The following is a 22,054-nucleotide window of genomic DNA, read 5'->3' on the forward strand; positions in this document are numbered from 1 at the left end:
CCCGCTCGCCGCGCTTCACGAAGGCGGAGCTGGAGGCCGCTCGCGACCGTCTCGTACCGGACGTCGTCGCGGACGGTCTCCAGGTGCTGTTCTGCGGCATCAACCCGGGGCTGATGACGGCCGCGACCGGCCATCACTTCGCCCGCCCCGGCAACCGCTTCTGGCCGGTGCTGCATCTGTCCGGCTTCACGCCGAGGCTGATGCAGCCGGCCGAGCAGCGGGAACTGCTGTCGTACGGACTGGGCATCACGAACGTCGTGGCGCGGGCGACGGCGCGGGCCGACGAGCTGAGCGCCGAGGAGTACGTCGAGGGCGGGCGGTTGCTGGCCGGGAAGGTGGCACGGCTGCGGCCGAGGTGGCTGGCCGTGGTCGGGGTGACCGCGTACCGGGCAGCCTTCGGTGACCGGGCGGCCCAAGTGGGGTCGCAGGAGCGGACGTTCGGGAACACCCGGGTGTGGGTGCTGCCCAATCCGAGCGGGCTGAACGCGCACTGGACGGCGGCGACCATGGCGGAGGAGTTCGCCCGGCTGCGCGACGCTGCGTAAGCCCGGAATCGGGTCACGGCGGGTCCACGGCGGTGACCACTGCCAACAGCTGGAACGGCGCGTGATCGGCCCACTGGGACACCCCGAGGGCGAGCCAGCCGCCGCTCGCGGGCAGCTGCCAGAGCTTGACGTCCGGGACATGCCCGCCGAGGCCGGCCCACGGCTGCGGTATGTCCTCGCCGAGCGTCGTCCGCTCCAGGACGCTGTACAGGCTGATGTACTGCGCGGGCCCCCACCGCTCCGCCATCCGCTCGGCCAGTGCGTCCCGGTCGGCCTCGAACTGGGCAGCCGTCTCCTCCCGCCCGGTCCCGTCGTCCTCCCAGAAGTCGCCGCTCGTCTCTAAGGCGGCTATGTGGAATCCGGGCCCGCTCTCGCCGTGTTCCGTTCTGCTGTATGCCGCGGGGAACTCCCGTGCGCACAGCGACTCGATGGCGGTCAGGCACTTCGCGATGTCCATGCGATCCAGTAAAGCGGGCCGCACTGACAATTGGCGGGCTGTCAGGCGTCCCCGCGGTCGATGCGCCAGGCGCCCGCGAGCAGCGCGGTCGCCGTCCACAGCGCGGTCACCGCGAGCCCGCTCCATGGGCCGAGGGCGCCGTCCCAGGTGCTGTGCAGGGCGACTTGACCGGCCCGGTCGGGGAAGTAGTCGGCGACGCTGCCGGACAGGTCTCCGACGACGAAGGACACGATCAGCACGAACGGGATCAGGACGGACAGGGTGGCGGCGCCGCTGCGCAGCACGGCCGCGAGTCCGGCGGCGAACAGAGCCATCAGAGTCAGCTGGAGGCCGCAGCCGACGGCACCGCGCAGACCCTCGCCCCACGTCGGTCCGTCGGCGCCCAGGACCGCCTTGCCGACCAGCAGGGTGACCAGCCCGGTGAGGAGGCCGACGGCCAGCGCGGGCAGGGCGATCGCGGTGGCCTTGGCGGCGAACCACCGCCGGCGGTCGGGCACCGCCGACAGCGTCAGCCGCAGCGCGCCGCCCCGGAACTCCGCCGAGACGGCCGTCGCACCGAAGGCGATCGCGGCGATCTGGCCGAGGCTCACGCCGAAGAACGCGGAGTACAGCGGGTCCGAACCGTCGGCGCCGGCGGCCGCGAGGGCCGAGAATCCGGTGGTGGCGAGGAGGATCCCGGCCAGGCCGCCGAGGAGCGACGGCAGGGTGCGGATCTTGATCCATTCGGCGTGCAGCACGGGTGCGAACGGCATGGTCAGGCCTCCTGGGTCAGTGCGGTGAACTCGGCCTCGGCCGTGGTCAGATCGAGGTAGGCCTCCTCCAAGGTGGCTTCCCGCGCGGCGAGTTCCAGGACGGGTACGCCCGCCTCGGCCATGATCCGGCCGAGGTCGTCCACGTGCGCGTGGCGCACGGTCCGGGCGCCGTCGGCGTCCTGGGAGGCGTCGAGACCGTGGCGGGCGAGGAGGTCGTCCAGCGCGGCGGGGTCGGTGGTGCGGATCCGGACGTGGGGCCGTACGCGCGCGTGGATGAACTCCTGGACGGGTGTGTCGGCGAGCAGCCGGCCCCGGCCGAGGATCACGAGGTGGTCGGCGAAGACGGCGGTCTCGCCCATCAGATGGCTGGAGACCAGGACCGTACGGCCCTGTGCGGCGAGGCGGCGGAGCAGGGTGCGGATCCAGACGATGCCCTCGGGGTCGAGGCCGTTGGCGGGCTCGTCGAGCAGGATCACCTCGGGGTCGCCGAGCAGGGCGGCGGCGATGCCGAGCCGCTGGCGCATGCCGAGGGAATACGTCCGCACCCGGCGCCGTGCCACCGCGGCCAGCCCGGTCTCCTCCAGGACGGTGTCGACCCGGCGGTCCGGGATGCGGTTGCTCGCGGCGAGGGCGCGCAGATGGTCGCGGGCGGTGCGGGAGCCGTGCGCGGCCCGCGCGTCGAGCAACGCGCCCACCGTGCGCAGGGGTTCGCCGATCCCGGCATAGGCCCGGCCGCCGATGGTGGCGGTGCCGGAGGTGGGCCGGTCGAGGCCGAGGACGAGGCGCATGGTGGTGGACTTGCCGGCGCCGTTGGGGCCGAGGAATCCGGTGACGCGGCCGGGGCGCACGCTGAAGGTGAGCTGGTCCACGGCCCGCAGTCCGCCGTACTCCTTGGTCAGGTCGCGTACGTCGATGCTGGTCATGGCACCAGCCTCGCCGTGCGGGGACGTCGGGGCCTCCCCCGCCGGTGGAGAGCGTCTCCCCCGTGCGGGGGAGGCCCGTCGTCCGTGCCGGCTGCGACGATATCCGCATGGTCCGCTTCCTGCGCCCGCTGCTGCGCGGGACGACGTACACGCGCCTGCTGCACCAGTGGGTGCCCATGCTGATCCAGAGCATGTGGATGTTCATCGACATGTCGAAGCCCTGGGTCCCGGGCGTGATGCTCGTCCTGCTGGGCCTCGTGCCCGCCGTGCGCAGGGGCGAGGGGGTGCAGGCGCGGCTGTTGCTGACGCCGGGTGAGCAGGAGCCGGGCATCTCCGAGGCGCCGTCGACGACCTGGCGGGACCGGACGCGCACGGTGGTGTGGCTGGAACTGCGCTGGGTCCTCGGCTGGATCAGCATGTTCGTCACGGTGTGGCTGCTCGTCGTCGCGTTCGAGCTGGCGCGGGCCGCCTGGGGGCGGGCGCCGTCCGGCCTTCCCGTGCTGGGCCAACTGCCGCCGCACCGCGCCTGGGCACTGCTGACGCCGCTCCCGCTGCTCGTCCTGTACGGCGTGGTCGTGGGCCTCGGCACGCTGATCACGGTCTGCGCGCGCCGCCTGCTGGGGCCGTCGGCGGCCGAGCGGCTGGCGGCGCTGGAGGAGCGCACCGAGCAGCTGCTGGAACGCACGCGTATCGCGCGGGAGTTGCACGACTCGATCGGGCACGCCCTGACGGTGGCGGTGGTGCAGGCCGGTGCCGCGCGGGCGGCGGGCGACCCGGAGTTCACCGAGCGCGCACTGGACGCCATCGAGGAGACTGGCCGGGTGGCCCTGGAGGACCTGGAGCGGGTGCTGGGCATTCTGCGCGAGAGCGAGCGGCCGGTGAGCGCCCGGCCCACGCTCGCCGACGCGGGCCGGCTGCTGGACTCGGCGCGGGCCTCCGGAGCGAAGGTCGACGCCGAGGTGACGGGTCCGGTCGCGGCCGTGCCCGGGCCGGTGTCCCGGGAGGGGTACCGGATCCTTCAGGAGGCGCTGACCAACGTGCTGCGGCACGCCGGGGCCGTCCCGGTGCGCGTCCGGGTCACGGTCGGCGACGGCGCCCTCGCCCTGGAGGTCCGCAATCCCCTGCCGCGCCCGATACCCGGCCCCGCGCGGGGCAGCGGTCTGCGCGGCATACGCGAGCGGGCCGCCCTGCTGGGCGGCAGCGCGCTCACCGGCCCGGAAGAGGGCGACTGGCAGGTGCGGGCGGAGCTGCCACTCGGCTGATCGGGGCGGGTGGGTCCGCGCGGCTGATCTAGGCTGGCGGGATGCCGCTCACTGTACTCCTGGTCGACGACGAACCCCTGGTCCGCGTGGGTCTGCGGGCCGTGCTGGAGGCACAGCCCGACATCGAGGTGGTGGGCGAGGCTGCCGACGGAGCCGCGGTCGTCCCGCTGGTGCGGCAACTGCGGCCGGACGTGGTCGCCATGGATGTGCGTATGCCCCTGCTGGACGGCATCGAGGCCACCCGCGTGGTGCTGCGCACGGTGCCCGAGCCGCCGAAGATCCTCGTGGTGACGACCTTCGAGGACGACGAGTTCGTGTACGAGGCGCTGCGCGCGGGTGCCGACGGGTTTCTGCTGAAGCGGGCCCGGCCGGCCGAGATCGTGCACGCGGTACGACTGGTCGCGGAGGGCGAGTCGCTGCTGTTCCCGGCCTCGGTACGCCGCCTGGCGGCCCGGTACGGCGACGGCGACCGGCCGGCGCGTGCCGTGCTGGAGCGGGCCCGGCTGACGGAGCGTGAGGCGGAGGTGCTGCGGCTCATGGCGCGGGGGCTGTCGAACGCGGAGATCGCCGCCCGGCTGGTCGTGGGCACGGAGACGGTCAAGTCGCATGTGAGCGCCGTACTGGCCAAGCTCGGCGCGCGCGACCGCACCCAGGCGGTGATCGCGGCCTACGAGTCGGGGTTCGTGGCACCGGGCTGAGCCCCACCGGCGGCCGCCTTGTGCGGAACCCGGCACTCGCCGGGGTACGCGTGGCCGAGTACGATCCGGCCAACACGCCCGCGAGCTGGAAGGACGGACGGGTGGCGCAGCTGACCGGCGGCGATCCCTCGCTGCTGCGAAGGATCAATTCCGCGGTGGTGCTGCACGCGCTGCGTGCCACGGACTGCGCGACGCTCACCGAGATCACCCGGGTCACGGGACTCTCCCGGCCGACCGTGGAGGGGGTCGTCGAAGGGCTCATCGAGGGCGGGCTCGTCGTGGAGACGGCGGCCGACGAGGGCAGTGCACGCCGTCAGGGGCGGCCCGCGCGCCGGTTCCGGTTCCGGGCCGAGGCGGGGCATCTGCTGGGCCTGGAGATCGGGCCGCACCGGGTCGCCGCGCTGCTGTCCGACCTGGACGGGCGGGTGCTGGGCACGCAGGCCAAGGAAGTGGCCGAGACGGCCGCGGCGGACGAGCGGCTCGACCGGCTGCGCGGCACGGTCGCCGAGCTGCTGCGGCGCGCCGGGGTCGCCCGCAGCTCGCTGCGGGCCGTGGGCGTGGGCACGCCGGGGATCGTGGAGGCCGACGGCACGGTGCGGCTGAGTACGGCGCTGCCGCAGTGGACGGGTCTGAAGCTGGGCGAGCGGCTCAGCCGCTCCTTCAAGTGCCCGGTGCTGGTGGAGAACGACGCCAACGCGGCGGCCGTCGCCGAGCACTGGAAGGGCGCGGCGGCAGAGACGGACGACGTGGTGTTCGTGCTGGCCGGGCTGAGTCCGGGTGCGGGTTCACTGATCGGCGGGCGGCTGCACCGCGGTTTCGGCGGCGCCGCCGGGGAGATCGGCGCGCTGCATCTGCTGGGCCGGGAGGAGACTCCGGAGACGCTGCTGTCCACCACCGACGAGCCGCTGCACCCGCTGGACGAGCAGGCGGTCGCCGAGGTGTTCGCGCTGGCCCGGGAGGGCGACCAGCGGGCGCGGGCGGCCGTCGAGCGGTTCATCCAGCGGCTCGTGCACGACGTGGCCGCGCTGGTGCTGGCGCTCGATCCGGAGCTGGTCGTGGTCGGCGGCTGGGCGGCCGGCCTGGACGGCGTCCTGGAACCGCTGCGGCGCGAACTGGCCCGCTACTGCCTGCGGCCGCCTCGGGTGGCGTTGTCGCTGTTGGGTGAGGCGGCCGTGGCTACGGGGGCGCTGCGCTTGGCCCTGGACCATGTCGAGGAGCAGTTGTTCGCCGTGGACGGCACGGCGGCGCGGCGCTGAGCGTTACGCCGTGACGGGCGTGGGTCTCGCGCCGCTGCGGCGCCGTCGTGGCTGGTCGCGCCCGCACGGCGGACCCGCATGTCCGACGCAGCCCCGGGCCCCTAGGGGTTTGTCCCCGCCCGGCGTTCCGGTGATACCCGGAGATGTGGGAGTGCGCGCGCCCCGGTCGAGTTCCGGGGCGCGAAGGTGATCAGGAAGCCTGGCGCTCCGGGTCGTGGTGTATCTCCACGTCCGGTGAGTCGCCGAAGGTCAGCCGGCAGGTGTCGGCGCGGTACGTCGCGACGGACAGCGCGGCGGTGCGGCCCGCGGCGAAGAAGCGGGTGGTGACGACCAGGACGGGTGAGCCGGGGAGCCGGTCGAGTTCCTTGGCGTCGTCCGCGCGGGCGGAGCCCAGCTCGACGGCACGGTCCTGGCCCTCCAGCGTCAGGCGCTGGAGTTCGCGCAGCACCGCACGCGCGCGTGCCGGGCCGGACGGGGCGTCGATCGCGGTCAGGTCGGGCACCGAGGCGGCCGGGATGTAGAGCAGTTCGGTGGCGACGGGCTGACCGTGGGACATCCGGATGCGGCGCACGGTGTGGACGGGCTCGTCCGCGCCGGTCTCCAGGGCGGAGGCGACGGCTGCGGGCGGCGCTGCCTGCTCGCAGTCGACGGGCTGCCAGGCGTCGGAGGCGGCGCCCGGCCAGGCATGCTGTTCGGTGCCGACGGCCACGCCCACGCGCGGCGGCGCGACGGTCGTACCGACGCCGCGGCGGCGTTGCAGCCGGCCTTCCAGCTCCAGCTGTTCGAGGGCCTGGCGGAGCGTGGCGCGGGCCACGCCGAAGCGGGCGGCGAGATCGCGTTCGTTGGGCAGGATCTCGCCGACCGAGAACTCGGAGTCGAGTGCTTCGGTGAGCACGGTCTTGAGATGCCAGTACTTCGGTTCCGGCACCGATTCCAGCTGCGTGGTCCCCACCCTGTCCTCCGCAAGAGCCGTGGTCCGGCGGTTTTTAGCGCCCTTGTTTATTAAAGGTTGTTGCACTTCTCTGCGACCATAGGGCGGCCGTCACCCTTGGTCAAGACCAATCCTCGGCCCCTTGCGCAGCGCGAAGGTGACCTGCCGCGGAGCGTTCATGAGGCGTTCGTACGCGACGGTGTGTGTGACATCGCGGCAAAGCCCCCGTCGCAGGACAGGGGCTCGCGGGGCGCTCGGGGGTCAGCCCTCGGCGAGGTGCCGCAGCTTGTCCGGGTTGCGGACGACGTACACGGTCGTGACGCGGCCGTCCGCGACGTCCACCTGGAGCAGGCTGTCGGGGATGCCGCCGGACAGGAGCAGCACGGCCGGGCCACCGTTGGTCTCCAGCAGGCGGACGGACAGGTCCGGCGGGGACAGCCGTGCGACGCCGACCAGGAAGCGGGCGACCTTGTCGGCGGTGTGCACGATCCGCAGCGCCGCCTTGGCCTTGCCGCCGCTGTCGCTGACCAGGCGGACGTCCGGCGCGAGCAGGGACACGAGTCCGTCCAGGTCGCCCTCTGCCGCGGCGGTGAGGAAACGATCGGTCAGCTCGCGTCGCCGGGCCGGGTCGACGTCGTAGCGTGGCCGCCGTTCGTCGACGTGCCGCCGCGCCCGCCCGGCGAGTTGCCGTACGGCCGCCTCGCCGCGGTCGAGGAGGGCGGCGATCTCGGCGTACGGGTAGCCGAACGCCTCCCGGAGTACGAACACGGCCCGTTCCAGCGGCGACAGCGACTCCAGGACGACCAGTACCGCGAAGGAGACGCTGTCGGAGAGCTCGGCGCGGTCCGCCGCGTCCGGGGCGGTGTCGCCGAACTCTGTGAGGTAGGGCTCCGGCAGCCATGGCCCGACGTACGTCTCGCCGCGCGCCTGCACCTGGCGCAGCCGGTCGATGGCCAGGCGGGTGGTGATGCGCACCAGGTAGGCGCGCGGTTCGCGGACCGCCGCGCGGTCCGCGCGGGACCAGCGCAGCCAGGCGTCCTGGACCACGTCCTCGGCATCGGGCAGCCGGCCGAGCATGCGGTAGGCGACGCCCGTGAGCAGGGGCCGGTGCTCTTCGAAGACGTCGGTCGCGGTGTCGGCGGTCACCGCTCCATCCCATCCGACACGCGACGGATGTGTCCAGCCGGAATCGGCCCGTGCGGCGCGGGTCCGGATCACAATGACCGCGGGCCGCCGGGGGTCGGCGGCCGGTGACCTGGAGGTGGCCGATGCGGTATGCGGTGCTGGGCACGGGCGAGGTGGGCCGCACTCTGGGCGGCAGGCTGGTGGAGCTGGGGCACGAGGTGACCCTCGGGTCCCGCACCAAGGACAACCCGGTGGCGCTGGAGTGGGCCACGGCCGCGGCGGAGCGGGCCCGCGCGGGCACGTTCGCGGAGGCTGCCGCGGCGGCCGAGGTGGTCGTCAACGCGGTGAGCGGCCGGGTGGCGCTCGACGCCCTGCGGGCGGCCGGCGCGGAGAACCTGGACGGCAAGATCCTGGTGGACGTGTGCAATCCGCTGGCCTTCGAGGACGGGGAACCGCGGCTGGATCCGGTGGAGTCGGACAGCGTGGGCGAGCAGATCCAGCGGGCCTTCCCGCACGCGCGCGTGGTGAAGACGCTGAACACGGTCAACTGTCGGGTGATGGTGGATCCGGGGCGGGTGCCGGGCGCGCACCACCTGTTCGTGTGCGGTGAGGACGCGGGAGCCAAGGAACAGGTGACGGCCATGCTCGGGGAGTTCGGATGGCCGGCGGAGCGGGTGCTGGACCTGGGCGGCATCCAAGCGGCCCGGACGGTGGAGATGTATCTGCCGCTGTGGCTCACCATGATGCGGCGGTTCGGGACCGCGGACTTCAACATCGAGGTGCGCCGCGCGGGTTGACCGGCGCGGGAGAACGCGTGTAGGCCCATCGGGGGCTACCGGCAGGTAGCAATTGCTGACAAGCTGTCTACAGCGTCGGTCAGCACCCAGACGAGGAGCACCCCATGTCCGCCACCGTCTCCTTCAAGGTCCCCACTCCGCACGGCCCGGGGGACGTGACCGTGTCCTACGCGCGCGTGGGACACGGGGAACCGCTCGTCCTGCTGCACGGGATCGGCCATCACCGGCAGGCCTGGGACCCGGTCGTGGACATCCTCGCCACCGAGCGCGACGTCATCGCCGTCGACCTGCCGGGCTTCGGCGCGTCCCCGGGCCTGCCTGACGGCCTCGCCTACGACCTTCCGACCACCGACTCCGTACTCGGCGCCCTGTTCGAGGCGCTGGAGCTGGACCGCCCGCACATCGCGGGCAACTCGCTGGGCGGCCTGCTGGCCCTGGAGCTGGGCCGGGAGAAGCGCGTGCGGTCCGTCACGGCCCTCTCCCCTGCCGGGTTCTGGACGGACGCCGAACGCCGGTACGCCTTCGCGGTGCTGCTCGCGATGCGGGGCATCGCCCAGCGGCTCCCGCTGCCGCTGGTGGAGCGGCTGTCGCGCACCGCGGCCGGCCGTACCGCGCTGACGAGCACCATCTACGCACGCCCCGCGCGGCGTGCCCCGGAAGCCGTGGTCGCCGAGACGCTCGCGCTGGCGGGCGCCACCGGGTTCGACGCGACGCTGCGGGCGGGCAGCGCCGTCCGGTTCACCGACGATCTGCCGGGCCTGCCGGTCACAGTGGCCTGGGGCGCGCAGGACCGGCTCCTCGTACGCCGGCAGGGCGTACGCGCCAAGCAGCTCATCCCGCACGCCCGGCTGGTGCGGCTGCCCGGCTGCGGACACTGCCCGATGAACGACGACCCCGCGCTGGTCGCCCGGGTCATCCTGGACGGCAGCAGCCGCTGAACCGGCCGGCGGACGTGACACGCCGGCCCGCCACCGGGACCCGGCTCGCTGAGGGGCCGGACCCGGCGGCCGGTCCCTCTGCGGGAGAGGCCGGCCGACGGACCGTGCCAAGACAGGGCGCGGCAGCCCGCGCGGCGCCCCAAGGACCGTTGTTCACTCCGGGTTTCCGCACGCGCCGCAGCGTCCCAGTAGGTGTTGTTCCGGCACACCGGCCGGATCCTTTCCCTGGAGGCGCAGCCATGTCAGACCGTTCGTTCCCCGGCCGCCGCAGCGTGCTGCGCGGCTCCCTCGCCGCGTCGGCGGCCCTCGCCCTGCCCGTCGGTCTCGGCGCCGCCCCGGCGTTCGCCCGCTCCGGGCGCCCTCAGGCCGGCTGGGGTGTGCAGGCGGGTGACGTGACCACCGACTCCGGCCTGGTGTGGGTGCGTTCGGACCGGCCGGCGCGGATGATCGTGGAGACCGCGGCCACCGAGTCGTTCCGCAATCCGCGCAGATGGCACGGTCCCTTGCTGGGCGCCGGCACGGACTTCACCGGCACCACGCGGCTGCACGGCCTGCCCTCCGGCGAGCAGATCCATTACCGCGTGCTGCTCGCCGACCCGGACGACCCGCGCCGCACCGGCGAGCCGGTGACCGGCACCTTCCGCACGGCGCCCGTCAAGCGGCGCCAGGACGTGCGGTTCGTGTGGTCGGGCGACCTGGCCGGACAGGGTTGGGGCATCAACGAGTCCATCGGCGGCTACCGCATCTTCGACGCCATGGCGAAGGTCGACCCGGACTTCTTCCTGTGCAGCGGCGACAACATCTACGCCGACGGCCCGATCGCGGCAACCGCGAGCCTGCCCGACGGCGGCGTCTACCGGAACGTCACGACCGAGGAGAAGTCGCACGTCGCGGTCACCCTGGACGACTACCGGGGCAACTTCCGCTACAACCTGCTGGACTCGGCACTGCGCCGGTTCAACGCCCAGGTGCCGAACATCATCCAGTGGGACGACCACGAGGTGCGCAACAACTGGTACCCGGGCGAGGTCATCGGCACCGGCACCCCGTACCCGGCCGGCACCAGGCTCGACGACCTGGCGCTGCGCTCCCGGCAGGCCTTCTCCGAGTACTTCCCGATCTCCACGATCAGCGGACGCCCGGACGGCCGCATCTACCGCGTCATCAGCCACGGTCCGCTGCTCGACGTGTTCGTGCTCGACATGCGCACCTACCGCAACGCGAACTCGCCGGACAACCAGACCACGGACCCGGTGGGCATCCTCGGCCGTGAGCAGCTGGAGTGGCTCAAGCGCGAGCTGGCGAAGTCCCGTGCGGTGTGGAAGGTGATCGCCAACGACATGCCGCTCGGGCTGGTCGTGCCCGACCCGGTGGAGGGCAAGCCGAACTTCGAGGCGGTGGCGCAGGGCGACCCGGGCGCCCCGCTCGGCCGCGAGCTGCAGATCGCCGAGTTGCTGCGCTTCATCAAGCACCGGCGGATCACCGGCACGGTGTGGCTGACGGCCGACGTGCACCACACCTCCGCCCAGCACTACGACCCCTCGCGAGCCGCGTTCAAGGACTTCGAGCCGTTCTGGGAGTTCGTCTCGGGCCCGCTCAACGCCGGCGCCTTCCCGGCCAACGCCCTGGACGGCACGTTCGGCCCGGACCGGGTGTACGTCAAGGCACCCACCACCGCGAACGTGTCACCGGCCGAGGGCTACCAGTTCTTCGGCGAGGTGGACATCGACGGCGACAGCGGCGAACTGACGGTCCGGCTGCGCGAGTACGACGGCACGGTGCTGTTCACGCAGACGCTCCGGCCGGGCCGGGTCGGCCAGTAGGCAACCCCTGGACCCAGCAGCCCTTTTCGCAGGTCAGGCCGATTGTCAGTGGTCGCGGCTACGGTTTTCGTATGACGCGATCACTGCAGGCCATGACCCTTTCCCGTCCCTCCGCGCCGAAGTCGGCGGAGGACGACAACGCCACGATCTGGGGCCGCACGGTGCGAGCCCGCCCGATCGTAAAATTCAACACAAAAAGGACGGAGCATGCTTTACCCATCGGTCACAAACAGTTCGTGATCACGCAACACCCTTCCTTCACAGTGGGTGCATGAGTGCAGACATGTCTGATGTGACCCGGGCGAAGCACGGCCGGCCCGTCCACCATTGGCGGCGCGATCTCGTGGAACTCGCTGCCCTGTTCACCGCCGTGGCGGTCGCCGACGGAGTGGCGAATCTGATCGGGCACGGCCCCGACGGCCCCGCTCTGCTGGTCATCTCGGCCCTCGTGCTGGCCGCGACGGCAGGCTTCCACACATGGTGGGCACGGCGCCACGGACACGCACCGCCGACCGAAGATACCGGCGCCCGGCCGTCCGCCGAGACGCGGTCGGCCGGGCCCTGCGAGCGGCCGGGCGAGCCGGCGGACGACACGGCGGCCGCCGGTGCCCTGTGGCGGATGCGGACGACGGTCAAGGACGAGCCGGGTTCGCTGGCGGCGCTGTGCACGGCGCTGGCCGAGCGGCACGTCGACATCCTGAGCCTCCAGACACACCCGCTGGCCGACGGCACCGTGGACGAGTTCCTGCTGCGGGCGCCCGGCGCGCTGGCGGCGGGCGAGATCAGCCGAGTGGTCTCGCTGGCCGGCGGCGCGTCCACCTGGATCGAGCGGGCCGATGCCCACGACCTGGTCGACGCCCCCACCCGGGTGCTCGGCCTGGCCGCGCGCACCGCGCTGGACGCCGCCGAACTGCCGCTGGCACTGCGCCAGTTGCTGGGCCGGTGCACGATCCGCTCACTGCCCGGGACACCGGTCGGCGGGGACCGCGGGCCGCAGCCGGTGCCGGTCGAGGGCGTGCTGGAGGACACCGTGATGCGGCTGCGGGCGCCGGAGGGCGGCGTGCTCACCGTGGAGCGGCCGTATCTGCCGTTCACACCGACCGAGTTCGCCAGGGCCCGTGCCCTGGTGGAGCTGGACAACCGGCTCGGTCCGCGCATCCCGCGCGGCAAGGACGTGCTGACGCTGCCCGAGGGCAACGACATCACGGTCCGCCGGGTCGACACCACAGACGTGGCCGCGGCGAAGGCGATGCACGAGCGGTGCTCGCCGCGCACCCTCGACCTGCGCTACCACGGCCCGGTCAGCGACGCGGGCCGCTATCTGAACCACCTGCTCAGCCCCCGTTTCGGCCGCACCCTGGCCGCGCAGACCGCCTCCGGCCGCATAGTCGGCCTCGGGCATCTGCTGTGGGACGGCGACGAGACCGAGGTCGCGCTGCTGATCGAGGACGAGTGGCAGCAGCGCGGCATCGGCGGCGAGCTGCTCGGTCGGCTCGTGGCGATGGCCGTGGAAGCCGGCTGCGAGAGCGTGTACGCCGTCACGCAGGCCTCCAACACCGGCATGGTCGCCGCGATGCGCGGTCTCGGGCTGCCGCTGGACTACCAGATCGAGGAGGGCACGCTGGTGATCACGGCCCGCCTGGACGTCGTACCGGCCGCTTCCCGGCTGCGGCAGGACACCGGGCGCCGGCTCGGCGACCCGGCCCGCCGCGACTGACAGCGCTCACGCGGGGACGACGGCCCGGTGCCCTCGGCCGAGCCGCACGCGGTGCACCAGCCCGGACGAATCCGCCGCGACGGCTCTCGGCCACGACGTCGGCGTCCGCGGCGGTGCCCCTCTCTGCGCAGCCCACCGTCGACCGGTACCGCTCAGCGTGCCGCTTCCTGAAGCGGTAGCGGCTCCCGGGTCCGTTCCCCCAACGCCTGATCCAGGTCGGCCCAGAGATCGTCGACGTCCTCCAGCCCCACCGACAACCGCAGGAGCCGGTCGCTCACCCCGGCCCCGCGCCGGTCGTCGGCGTCGACGATGCGGTGGCTGATGGAGGCGGGGTGCTGGATGAGCGTGTCGACGCTGCCCAGGCTGACCGCAGGGGTGACGAGCCGGACCCGGGAGATGACCTCGTGGGGGTCGCCGTCCACCTCGAAGGCGATCATCGCGCCGCCGAGCCGTGGGTAGTGGACGCGGGCCACTCGCGGGTCGGCGGCGAGCCGGCGGGCCAGTTCGGCGGCGTTCGCGGAGGCCGCCCGCACCCGCACCGGCAGGGTGGACAGCCCGCGCAGCAGCAGATAGCCGGCCAGCGGATGCAGCACACCGCCGGTGGCGAACCGTATCTGGCGGAGCCGGCCGGCGAACTCCTCGTCGCAGGCGACCACTCCGGCGAGCACATCGCCGTGCCCGCCGAGGTACTTGGTGGCGCTGTGCAGCACCATACGGGCGCCGTGCTCGGCCGGGCGTTGCAGTACGGGTGTGGCGAAGGTGTTGTCGGCGAGCAGCGGTACCGCGCCGCAGGCGTGCGCGATGGCCCGCAGGTCCAGCTCGGCGAGGGTCGGGTTGGCCGGGGACTCGACCATCACCAGGCCGGTGTCCGGGCGCACCGCGTCGGCGATGCCGGCCGGGTCGGTCCAGGTGACCTCGGTGCCGAGCAGCCCGGCGGTGAGCAGATGGTCGCTGCAGCCGTACAGGGGCCGTACCGCGACCACATGGCGCAGGCCCAGGGAGGAGCGAGCCAGCAGGACGGCGCTGAGCGCCGCCATGCCGCTGGCGAAGGCGACCGCGGACTCGGTGCCCTCCAGCCGGGCGAGGGCGGTCTCGAAGCGGGCGACGGTCGGGTTGCCGAGACGGCCGTAGACGGGCGGTCCCACCGGGTCGGCGCCGTCGGTGGCGAAGGCGTCGATACGGGCGGCCTCGGCGCGGCTGTCGTAGGAGGGGTAGGTGGTGGACAGGTCGATCGGCGGGGCGTGCAGGCCCTGGCGGGCGAGATCGTCGCGGCCGGCATGCACGGCCTCGGTGGCCAGGGCTCTCGATGCGGTGCGTACGCCGTCGTAGGCACCGGTGGTCGCTGTGTCCATGGGCGGAAGGGTGAACAGTGAGCGGTTCTCTGGGATCGAACACCGTGCTACGTTCGAGTCATGGCCGAATCTGTCGTACTGGATCCGGTTGATCTTCATCTGCTGCGGCTGCTGCAGAACGACGCCCGGATCACCTACCGCGACCTCGCCGAACAGGTGGGTGTGGCGCCGTCGACGTGTCTGGACCGGGTGACCCGGCTGCGCCGCTCGGGCGTGATCCTCGGCCATGAGCTGCGGCTGGATCCGGCCAAGCTGGGGCGCGGGCTGCAGGCACTGCTGCTGGTGCAGGTCAGGCCGCACCGGCGGGAGCTGGTCGGCCCCTTCGTCGAGCGGATCCGGGCGCTGCCGGAAGCACGGACGGTGTTCCATCTGACCGGGCCGGACGACTATCTGGTGCATGTGGCCGTCGCGGACATGGCCGATCTGCAGCGTCTGGTGCTCGACGAGTTCACCGCGCGGCGCGAGGTGGCACGGGTGGAGACCCGGTTGATCTTCCAGCAGTGGGAGTGCGGCCCGCTGTTGCCTCCCGGCCACGCCCAGAGCTGAATCCCCCAAACGTGGGTGACGCGGAGATCGTTGTCGTACGAGGATGGCGACATGTCTGAGACGAAGAGCCCGCTGCCCCGTCAGGTCGCCGACGCGTACGTGGACGACCTCATCGCCCTCGACCCGGTCACCGGAACCTACCTCGGTGTGAAGGAGAGTTCGAGCCGGCTGCCCGACTACTCGCCCGCGGGCCAGGCGGCCCTCGCGGAGCTGGCCCGGGCCACCCTCACGAAGCTGGACGCGGCGGAGCGGCAGCCCGGTGCGGACAGTGACGTGGAGCGGCGCTGCGGGCGGCTGCTGCGGGAGCGGCTGACCGCCGAACTCGCCGTGCACGAGGCGGACGAGCACCTGCGCGCGGTCGGCAACATGAGCACGCCGGGCCACTCGGTGCGGGACATCTTCACGGTCACCCCGGCGCAGACGGACGAGGACTGGGCGGCGATCGCCGAGCGGCTGCGCGCGGTGCCGGGCGCGCTCGCGGGCTACCGTGAATCGCTGCAACTGGGCCTGGACCGCAAGCTGTTCGCGGCGCCGCGGCCGACGGCGACGTACATCCAGCAGCTCACCGAGTGGACGGACACGGACGGCCAGGGCCGCGGCTGGTACGAGGACTTCGCCGCCGCGGGTCCCGAGGCGCTGCGCACGGAGCTGGACGAGGCGGCCCGCGCGGCGACCGGCGCGCTGGTGGAGCTGCGGGACTGGCTGCGGGACGTGTACGCGCCGGCGATCGAGGGCGCCCCGAACACGGTGGGCCGCGAGCGGTATGCGCGCTGGGCCCGCTACTTCAACGGCACCGATCTGGACCTGGACGAGGCGTACGCGTACGGCTGGGCGGAGTTCCACCGGATCCTCGGCGAGATGAAGCAGGAGGCGGACAAGATCCTGCCCGGCGCCGAGACCCCCTGGGTGGCGCTCGCGCACCTCGACGAGCACGGCCGGCACATCGAGGGCGTGGAAGAGGTCCGGGAGTGGCTGCAGGGCCTGATGGACAAGGCCATCGAGGACCTGGACGGCACGCACTTCGAACTCGCCGAGCGGGTGCGGAAGGTGGAATCGCGCATCGCGCCGCCCGGCGGTGCCGCGGCTCCCTACTACACGGCACCGTCGGAGGACTTCTCCCGCCCGGGCCGCACCTGGCTGCCGACGATGGGCCAGACGCGGTTCCCGGTGTACGACCTCGTCTCGACCTGGTACCACGAGGGTGTGCCCGGGCATCATCTGCAGCTCGCGCAGTGGGCGCACGTGGCCGAGAACCTCTCCCGCTACCAGGCGACGATCGGCGGGGTCAGCGCCAACGCCGAGGGCTGGGCGCTGTACGCGGAGCGGCTGATGGACGAGCTGGGCTACCTCACCAGTCCCGATGAGCGGCTCGGCTATCTGGACGCGCAGATGATGCGGGCGGCGCGGGTGATCGTGGACATCGGCATGCATCTGGAGCTGGAGATTCCCGCCGACTCGCCGTTCCACCCCGGTGAGCGGTGGACTCCGGAGCTGGCGCAGGAGTTCTTCGGCTCGCACAGCAGCCGGCCGGCGGACTTCGTGGAGAGCGAGCTGACCCGGTACCTGACGATTCCGGGCCAGGCGATCGGCTACAAGCTCGGCGAGCGGGCGTGGCTGCTGGGCCGGGAGAACGCCCGCGCGCGGCACGGTGACGCCTTCGATCTGAAGGCCTGGCACATGGCGGCCCTGTCCCAGGGCTCGCTGGGCCTGGACGACCTGGTGGACGAACTGTCCCAGCTCTGACGGCCAGGGGTCCCTGGCGCCCGAAGATCCCAGAAGTTCTCAGGCGCCCCGGGGGTCTCAGAGGTCCTCCCTGGGTCCCCAGAGGGTCCCAGGCCTCAACGCCGGAAGCCGCCTTCCGAGTTGATGACCTCCCCGGTGATCCACCCGGCCTCGTCCGTCACCAGCCAGGCGACGAGGCGGGCCGGATCGTCGGGGAGGCCCCAGCGTCCGCCGGGGAACCGCGCGGCCACGGCGGCGTGGACCTCACCGGTCGCGTAACCGGTGTCCACCGGGCCCGGGTTGACCGCGTTCACCGTGATGCCGCGCTCGGCGAGCGTGTCGGCCAGGGATCGGGTGATCGAGGCGAGGGCGCCCTTCTGGAGGGCGTAGGCGATCTCGCCCGGCATACCGCCTGCGATGTCCTGCCCCGACGTCATCAGCACCACGCGCCCGCCGGGGACGCCATCAGGCAGTGCGGCGCGCGCACGGGCGTAGGCCTGCACGAGCAGCAGGACCGAGCGGGTGTCGACCGCCCAGTGCGCGTCGAGCATCGCGGCGTCGATCTCGTCCAGGGTGCCGTCCGAACCGCTGAGGGCGTGATTGGCGACGAGAATGTCCAGTCGGCCGAACTCGCCGACGACGGTGTCGATCAGCCGTGCCGGTTCGGCCGGGTCGGCCAGATCCCCGGGGCCCGCGACGACCCGCGCCCCCGGATCCCCCACCACCTCACGCACGGAACCGACGACCGCCTCGATGCTGTCGGCGCCCCACGGCATGGCCCGGTCGTGCGCCACATGATGATGCAGATACACGCTCGCCCCGTACGCGGCCAGCCGCCTCGCCACGGCATGTCCGATCCCGGCACGCCGACTCGCGCCGGTCACGAGGGCGGTACGACCGCGCAGCGGCTGCGGGTCACGACGCAGGTCTTCCGGGGCAGGGCGCACAGGGGAGGGCATGGCGGATCAGCCTAGGGGCGTGCGGAGCGCCGCGCGAGCGAATCAGGGGGCGCGGTCCGGCCCACGGACGTCTTCCACGCACAGGCATGCGAGCAGTGACGTAGGCCTGCAGTGAACCGCAGGCCCTGGACGATCATCGTGTGGGGTCCTCCCGGGACGAGCCCGGGCAACGGTTGGCTCACCTGTCGTACGGTGCAGGCCGACGCTTCTGCCCCGCGTCGGCGATCTCCCTGGTCCACGCCGCAAAAGCCCTCACCGTCCCGGGCCGATCGCGGAGCGACCGGACTTCGCCGTCCTCGGCGAAGGCCGTCCGGGTGGGTCCGGAGCCTGGCGACTCGCCTCGCCCTGTGGCCGTGCCGCCGGGCGCTCGGCCGTCCGGCCGTCCCCCGGTGGCGTAACCGGCCCGGCGGCGGCTAGCTGGTGCCGGAGGCGAGGTGGAGGAGGCGGAGCGGCATGCAGCAGCAGGCGCAACGGGTGCTGGAGACTCCGCGGGCCGCCGGGCTGGCGGGAGTCGTGTTCGCGCTGTTGCTGGCGGCGGCGATCGTCCTGGTGCGGCTGGGCATTCCCGAGGGGGCGGAGTCGGTCACCGCTTGGGGGTTCACCGATTCCGGGCGCCGCAGCGCGGTGCGTGCCGCCCTCGCGCTCGTGCCGTTCGCCGGGATCTTCTTCCTGTGGTTCATCGGCGCGGTCCGGGCGCACATCGGTACCGGCGAGGACAAGTTCCTGGCCACCGTCTTCCTCGGCAGCGGGCTCGTCTTCACCGCCACCGTGTTCGGCGCCGCCGCGGCCGCCGGTGCCGTCCTCGTGGTCAGCCATCCCGCCGCTACGACGCCCGCGCCGTCCTCCTGGGACTTCGGCCGGCATCTCGCGTACACGCTGATGACGGAGTACGCCACGCGGATGGCGGCCGTCTTCGCCTGCTCCATGTCGGTGATCGGCCACCGCCTGGGCATCCAGCCCCGCTGGCTGTCGGTCCTGGGTCTGCTGACCGCCCTCACGCTGCTCTTCGCCGCGTCCAACGTGCCCTGGGCGGAGCTGGTCTTCCCCGCCTGGTCGCTGGTGCTGAGCGTCTACATCATCCTGGCGAGCGGCCGCGCCCGGTCCCGCACCGCTGCGAACCCGTGACGGACGCATCGCCGTGGCGCCCGTGCACCGGGCGGCCTGCGGCCCGGCAGCGCGGCGCCCCGGTGGCCCAGCCGCACCGCGGCCCGAATGGGGGGTTTCCCGACGGGCGATGTTGCTCCGTCGCACTCATGCTGGCAAACGGGACATGACCGCCGTCCGGGAGTGCCGTGCGAAAGACCGGTGCGCGCCGGACCTGCCACCGGAAGGGCGGAGCGTCGATGCGGCTCGTCGTCGATCTCAACAAATGTCAGGGGTACGCCCAGTGCGCGTTCCTCGCTCCCGATGTCTTCGCCATGCACGGCGAGGAGTCACTGGTCTACAACCCGCACGCGCCCGAGGAACAGCGCGAGCGGCTGGCCCGAGCCGTCGCGGCCTGCCCGGTGCAGGCGATCACGGCGGACGGGCTGGACGGCACGGGTGGGCGGGGCGCCGACTCCGCCCAGGAGGCGCGCGATGCCCGCTGACTATCTCGACTGGCTCAGGCGCGAGGGCCGGATCGTGATCGTCGGCGCCTCGCTGGCGGGTCTGCGGGCCGCCGAGACCCTGCGTGCGGAGGGTTTCGCCGGTGAGCTGACCCTGATCGGTGACGAGCCGTACGAGCCGTACGACCGGCCGCCGCTGTCCAAGTCGGTCCTGCTGGGCATGGCGTCCCCGCACCGGACCGAGCTGCCGCACCGCCGGGAGATCGACGCCAAGTGGCGGCTCGGCGTCGCGGCGACCGGTCTGGATCTGCCGGCCAAACGGGTCAAGCTGGCCGACGGGGACGAGGTCGAGTACGACCGGCTGCTCATCGCGACCGGGGTGCGCGCCCGGCCCTGGCCGAAGGCGGACGAGGCCCGGCTGGACGGCGTCTGCCTGCTGCGCACGCGGGACGACGCGGCCGGTCTGTACCAGCGGTTGAAGGCGGGGCCGCACCGGGTGTTCGTGATCGGCGCCGGGTTCGCCGGTTCGGAGGTCGCCTCGGCGTGCCGGGAGATGGGCACCCCCGTGACCGTGGCGGAGCGCGCGGGTGCGCCTCTGGTGGGGGCGCTCGGCGGCGTGATCGGCGCGGTCGCCGCCGATCTGCAGACCGAGAACGGCGTGGACCTGCGCACCCATGTCACGGTGACCTCGCTGGAGGGCGACTCGGTCGGCAGGGTGCGTGCGGTCCATCTGTCCGACGAGAGTGTCGTCGAGGCGGACGTGGTCGTGGTCTCGCTGGGCTCGGTGCGCAACACCGACTGGCTGACCGGGTCGGGGCTGGGCGCGGGGCCCCGGGGCATCGCCTGTGACGCGGGCTGCCGTGCCTTCGACTTCCGGGGCATCGTCACCGACGACGTGTTCGTCGCGGGCGATGTCGCACGCTCCCCGCACGCGCTGTTCGGCTATCAGTTCCTCTCGCTGGAGCACTGGGGCAACGCCGTGGCCCAGGCGGAGACGGCCGCCCACAACATGATCTGCCACGGCGCCGACCGGCGCCCGCATCTGTGGATGCCCGCCTTCTGGTCGTCGATGTTCGGTGTGAACATCAAGTCGGTCGGGGTGCCGCCCATGGGTGACCAGCTCATGATCACGCAGGGTTCGCTGGCCGAACGCCGGTTCATCGGCGTGTACGGCTACCAGGGACGCGTCATCGCCGCCGTGAGCTTCGACAACACCCGGTGGCTGGAGTTCTACGCGCGGCAGATCGAACGGGGCGCTCCGTTCCCGGTGGAGTTCCCGACGATGGACCGGCGTCCCGAGGGCCGGCAGCCGATGGCGGCGGATTTCCCCGACCCGTCCCTGCCGACCCACGGCCCGACCGTGACCCTCACCGGTTACTCACCGGCCGACCAGCAGCTGGTCTTCCACCCGGCGCGGCACTGATCGCCGCACGGCCCCGACGCTCCGAGGACCTGTCATGACGCGAGCCCCGCTGTTCCAGCAGATCACCGACTTCGCCAACCGCGCCAACCCGTACCCGCTGTACGAGGAGCTGCGCAAGAACCCGGTCCTGCACGAGGAGGAGGGCGGTCCGTACGTCCTCAGCTCGTACTGGGACATCGAGGCGCTGCTGCACGATCCGCGGATCAGCTCCGACGCCGCCAATCTGGCCGCGCCCGGGGACGACGAGCCGGCCGGGCCGGAAGCGACGGGGCTGCCTCCGAGCTTCATCCGACTCGACCCGCCGGAGCACGACCGGCTGCGGAGGATCGCCAACAGCTCCTTCGGGCCACCGCACAGGCCACGCCGGATCGAGAACATGCGGAGCGAGCTGGGCGAGATCGTCACCGGGCTGATCGACGGCTTCGGGGACGCGCGGCAGATCGACCTGGTCGACCAGTTCGCGTACCCCTTCCCGGTGACCGTGATCTGCCGACTGCTCGGCGTTCCGCGCGAGGACGAGCCCCGCTTCCGTGCCTGGGTCGACCCGATCGTCGCCGGTCTGGACCCCGACACTCGTACGAGCGCCGAATCCCAGCGGACCGCGCAGGAGGCACGGTTGCAGCTCGGCATGTACTTGAACGGGCTGGTGGAACAGCGCGCCAAGGAACCTCGCGACGACATGCTCTCCGACCTGGTGAACAGCCGCGGTCCGGACGGCGCCATGACGACGATGGAAGTACTCAGCACTGCGGTCCTGCTCCTCATCGCGGGCCATGAGACGACCGTCAACCTCATCACCAACGGCATGCTCACGCTGCTGCGCCATCCGGAGGTCCTGGAGCGGCTGCGCAACGATCCGGGCCTGTCGGTGCGGATCGTGGAGGAGCTGCTGCGCTACGAGCCGCCGGTGCAGATCGTGCCGCAGCGCACGTGTATCGCCGACATCGAGGTGCGCGGGGTGACCATCCCCAAGGGCTCGCGCATCTGGCTGATGCTGGCCGCGGGCAACCGCGACCCCGAGCGTTTCCAGGATCCCGAGCGCTTCGACCCGGATCGCGAGGACATCCAGCACCTGGGTTTCGGCAGCGGCATCCACAGCTGCTTCGGCGCCCCGCTGGCCCGGCTGGAGGCCCAGATCGCGCTGTCCGAGCTGGCCCGGCGGCTGGAGCATCCCCGCCTGGTGGCGGATCCGCCGCCGTACCGGCAGAACGCGGTGCTGCGCGGCCCCCGGCATCTGGAGATCGCCTTCGACGGGTTGCGGCAGACCGTGTGACGTCAGGA

At 72.7% G+C, this 22,054-nt stretch carries 21 protein-coding genes; 14 read left to right on the top strand and 7 right to left on the bottom strand.

The genetic code is table 11. The features are described 5' to 3' along the window. The first annotated feature begins 29 nt into the window (after positions 1-29). Entirely contained in the window at positions 30-545 is a 516-nt protein-coding gene (gene mug / locus AV521_RS09650; protein WP_076086738.1) for a G/U mismatch-specific DNA glycosylase, read from the top strand. A gap of 13 nt (positions 546-558) precedes the next feature. Here mug and AV521_RS09655 read toward each other — a convergent pair whose 3' ends face one another. From AV521_RS09655 to AV521_RS09665, 3 genes are read right to left on the bottom strand one after another with little or no spacing between them, the layout of a single operon-like run. Beyond that, positions 559-1,002, bottom strand: a complete 444-nt coding sequence (locus tag AV521_RS09655; protein ID WP_076086361.1) for a hypothetical protein — start codon at positions 1,000-1,002, stop codon at positions 559-561. Between the two features lie 41 nt (positions 1,003-1,043). Then, entirely contained in the window at positions 1,044-1,754 is a 711-nt protein-coding gene (locus AV521_RS09660) for an ABC transporter permease (RefSeq protein ID WP_076086364.1), read from the bottom strand. Positions 1,755-1,756: 2 nt separating this feature from the next. Then, positions 1,757-2,677, bottom strand: coding sequence for an ATP-binding cassette domain-containing protein (locus AV521_RS09665; protein ID WP_076086366.1), 921 nt, complete (start codon positions 2,675-2,677; stop codon positions 1,757-1,759). Between the two features lie 107 nt (positions 2,678-2,784). Here AV521_RS09665 and AV521_RS09670 point away from each other — a divergent pair, with 107 nt between their 5' ends. From AV521_RS09670 to AV521_RS09680, 3 genes are all read left to right on the top strand, one after another. After that, positions 2,785-3,939: a sensor histidine kinase gene (locus AV521_RS09670; protein WP_076086370.1), complete on the top strand. Its 1,155-nt coding sequence runs from the start codon at positions 2,785-2,787 to the stop codon at positions 3,937-3,939. A gap of 41 nt (positions 3,940-3,980) precedes the next feature. After that, a complete protein-coding gene (locus AV521_RS09675; protein WP_076086373.1) occupies positions 3,981-4,637 on the top strand; it encodes a response regulator transcription factor in 657 nt (218 codons plus the stop codon). Positions 4,638-4,738: 101 nt separating this feature from the next. Beyond that, entirely contained in the window at positions 4,739-5,893 is a 1,155-nt protein-coding gene (locus AV521_RS09680; protein WP_076086740.1) for an ROK family transcriptional regulator, read from the top strand. A 190-nt stretch (positions 5,894-6,083) separates the two neighbouring features. Here the strand turns inward: AV521_RS09680 and AV521_RS09685 are convergent, their stop codons facing one another. Both AV521_RS09685 and AV521_RS09690 read right to left on the bottom strand, forming a co-directional pair. Then, positions 6,084-6,845: a GntR family transcriptional regulator gene (locus tag AV521_RS09685; RefSeq protein WP_076086376.1), complete on the bottom strand. Its 762-nt coding sequence runs from the start codon at positions 6,843-6,845 to the stop codon at positions 6,084-6,086. Positions 6,846-7,085: 240 nt separating this feature from the next. Then, positions 7,086-7,970: an RNA polymerase sigma-70 factor gene (locus AV521_RS09690; RefSeq protein WP_076086379.1), complete on the bottom strand. Its 885-nt coding sequence runs from the start codon at positions 7,968-7,970 to the stop codon at positions 7,086-7,088. A gap of 122 nt (positions 7,971-8,092) precedes the next feature. Between AV521_RS09690 and AV521_RS09695 the strand changes: the two genes are divergently transcribed. The 4 genes from AV521_RS09695 to AV521_RS09710 all read left to right on the top strand — a co-directional run bounded on the left by AV521_RS09695 (position 8,093) and on the right by AV521_RS09710 (position 13,224). After that, the gene (locus AV521_RS09695; protein WP_076086382.1) at positions 8,093-8,746 is read left to right on the top strand and encodes an NADPH-dependent F420 reductase; all 654 of its coding nucleotides are present in this window, start codon (positions 8,093-8,095) and stop codon (positions 8,744-8,746) included. A gap of 104 nt (positions 8,747-8,850) precedes the next feature. Continuing rightward, positions 8,851-9,684 (top strand): alpha/beta fold hydrolase, encoded by an 834-nt coding sequence (locus AV521_RS09700; protein WP_076086385.1) that lies wholly within the window; start codon positions 8,851-8,853, stop codon positions 9,682-9,684. 239 nt (positions 9,685-9,923) lie between these two features. Beyond that, complete coding sequence (locus AV521_RS09705) at positions 9,924-11,507, top strand: alkaline phosphatase (RefSeq protein ID WP_076086388.1); 1,584 nt, start codon at positions 9,924-9,926, stop codon at positions 11,505-11,507. Positions 11,508-11,790: 283 nt separating this feature from the next. Next, on the top strand, positions 11,791-13,224 hold the full coding sequence (locus tag AV521_RS09710; RefSeq protein WP_076086391.1) for a GNAT family N-acetyltransferase: 1,434 nt from the start codon (positions 11,791-11,793) through the stop codon (positions 13,222-13,224). A 152-nt stretch (positions 13,225-13,376) separates the two neighbouring features. On the opposite strand, the gene AV521_RS09715 is transcribed toward AV521_RS09710, so the two are convergent. Further along, positions 13,377-14,576 (bottom strand): PLP-dependent aspartate aminotransferase family protein, encoded by a 1,200-nt coding sequence (locus tag AV521_RS09715; protein WP_076086394.1) that lies wholly within the window; start codon positions 14,574-14,576, stop codon positions 13,377-13,379. A 60-nt stretch (positions 14,577-14,636) separates the two neighbouring features. Between AV521_RS09715 and AV521_RS09720 the strand changes: the two genes are divergently transcribed. Both AV521_RS09720 and AV521_RS09725 read left to right on the top strand, forming a co-directional pair. Beyond that, on the top strand, positions 14,637-15,122 hold the full coding sequence (locus AV521_RS09720) for an Lrp/AsnC family transcriptional regulator (RefSeq protein WP_076086397.1): 486 nt from the start codon (positions 14,637-14,639) through the stop codon (positions 15,120-15,122). Positions 15,123-15,173: 51 nt separating this feature from the next. Further along, positions 15,174-16,865, top strand: coding sequence for a DUF885 domain-containing protein (locus AV521_RS09725; protein ID WP_076086400.1), 1,692 nt, complete (start codon positions 15,174-15,176; stop codon positions 16,863-16,865). Positions 16,866-16,960: 95 nt separating this feature from the next. On the opposite strand, the gene AV521_RS09730 is transcribed toward AV521_RS09725, so the two are convergent. Further along, positions 16,961-17,803, bottom strand: a complete 843-nt coding sequence (locus AV521_RS09730) for an SDR family oxidoreductase (RefSeq protein ID WP_076086403.1) — start codon at positions 17,801-17,803, stop codon at positions 16,961-16,963. A 453-nt stretch (positions 17,804-18,256) separates the two neighbouring features. On the opposite strand from AV521_RS09730, the gene AV521_RS09735 reads away from it, so the two are divergent. From AV521_RS09735 to AV521_RS09750, 4 genes are all read left to right on the top strand, one after another. Then, positions 18,257-18,928: a hypothetical protein gene (locus AV521_RS09735; RefSeq protein ID WP_076086407.1), complete on the top strand. Its 672-nt coding sequence runs from the start codon at positions 18,257-18,259 to the stop codon at positions 18,926-18,928. Positions 18,929-19,146: 218 nt separating this feature from the next. Continuing rightward, positions 19,147-19,392 carry a ferredoxin gene (locus tag AV521_RS09740; RefSeq protein ID WP_076086410.1) on the top strand — a complete coding sequence of 82 codons (246 nt, stop codon included), beginning with the start codon at positions 19,147-19,149 and terminating at the stop codon, positions 19,390-19,392. Then, positions 19,382-20,773, top strand: coding sequence for an NAD(P)/FAD-dependent oxidoreductase (locus AV521_RS09745; RefSeq protein WP_076086413.1), 1,392 nt, complete (start codon positions 19,382-19,384; stop codon positions 20,771-20,773). The genes AV521_RS09740 and AV521_RS09745 overlap by 11 nt, the downstream gene beginning before the upstream one ends. A 34-nt stretch (positions 20,774-20,807) precedes the next feature. Next, complete coding sequence (locus tag AV521_RS09750) at positions 20,808-22,046, top strand: cytochrome P450 (RefSeq protein ID WP_076086416.1); 1,239 nt, start codon at positions 20,808-20,810, stop codon at positions 22,044-22,046. Positions 22,047-22,054 lie beyond the last annotated feature (8 nt).

Origin of the sequence: Streptomyces sp. IMTB 2501 (assembly GCF_001953885.1) — a bacterium.
Taxonomy (GTDB): domain Bacteria; phylum Actinomycetota; class Actinomycetes; order Streptomycetales; family Streptomycetaceae; genus Streptomyces.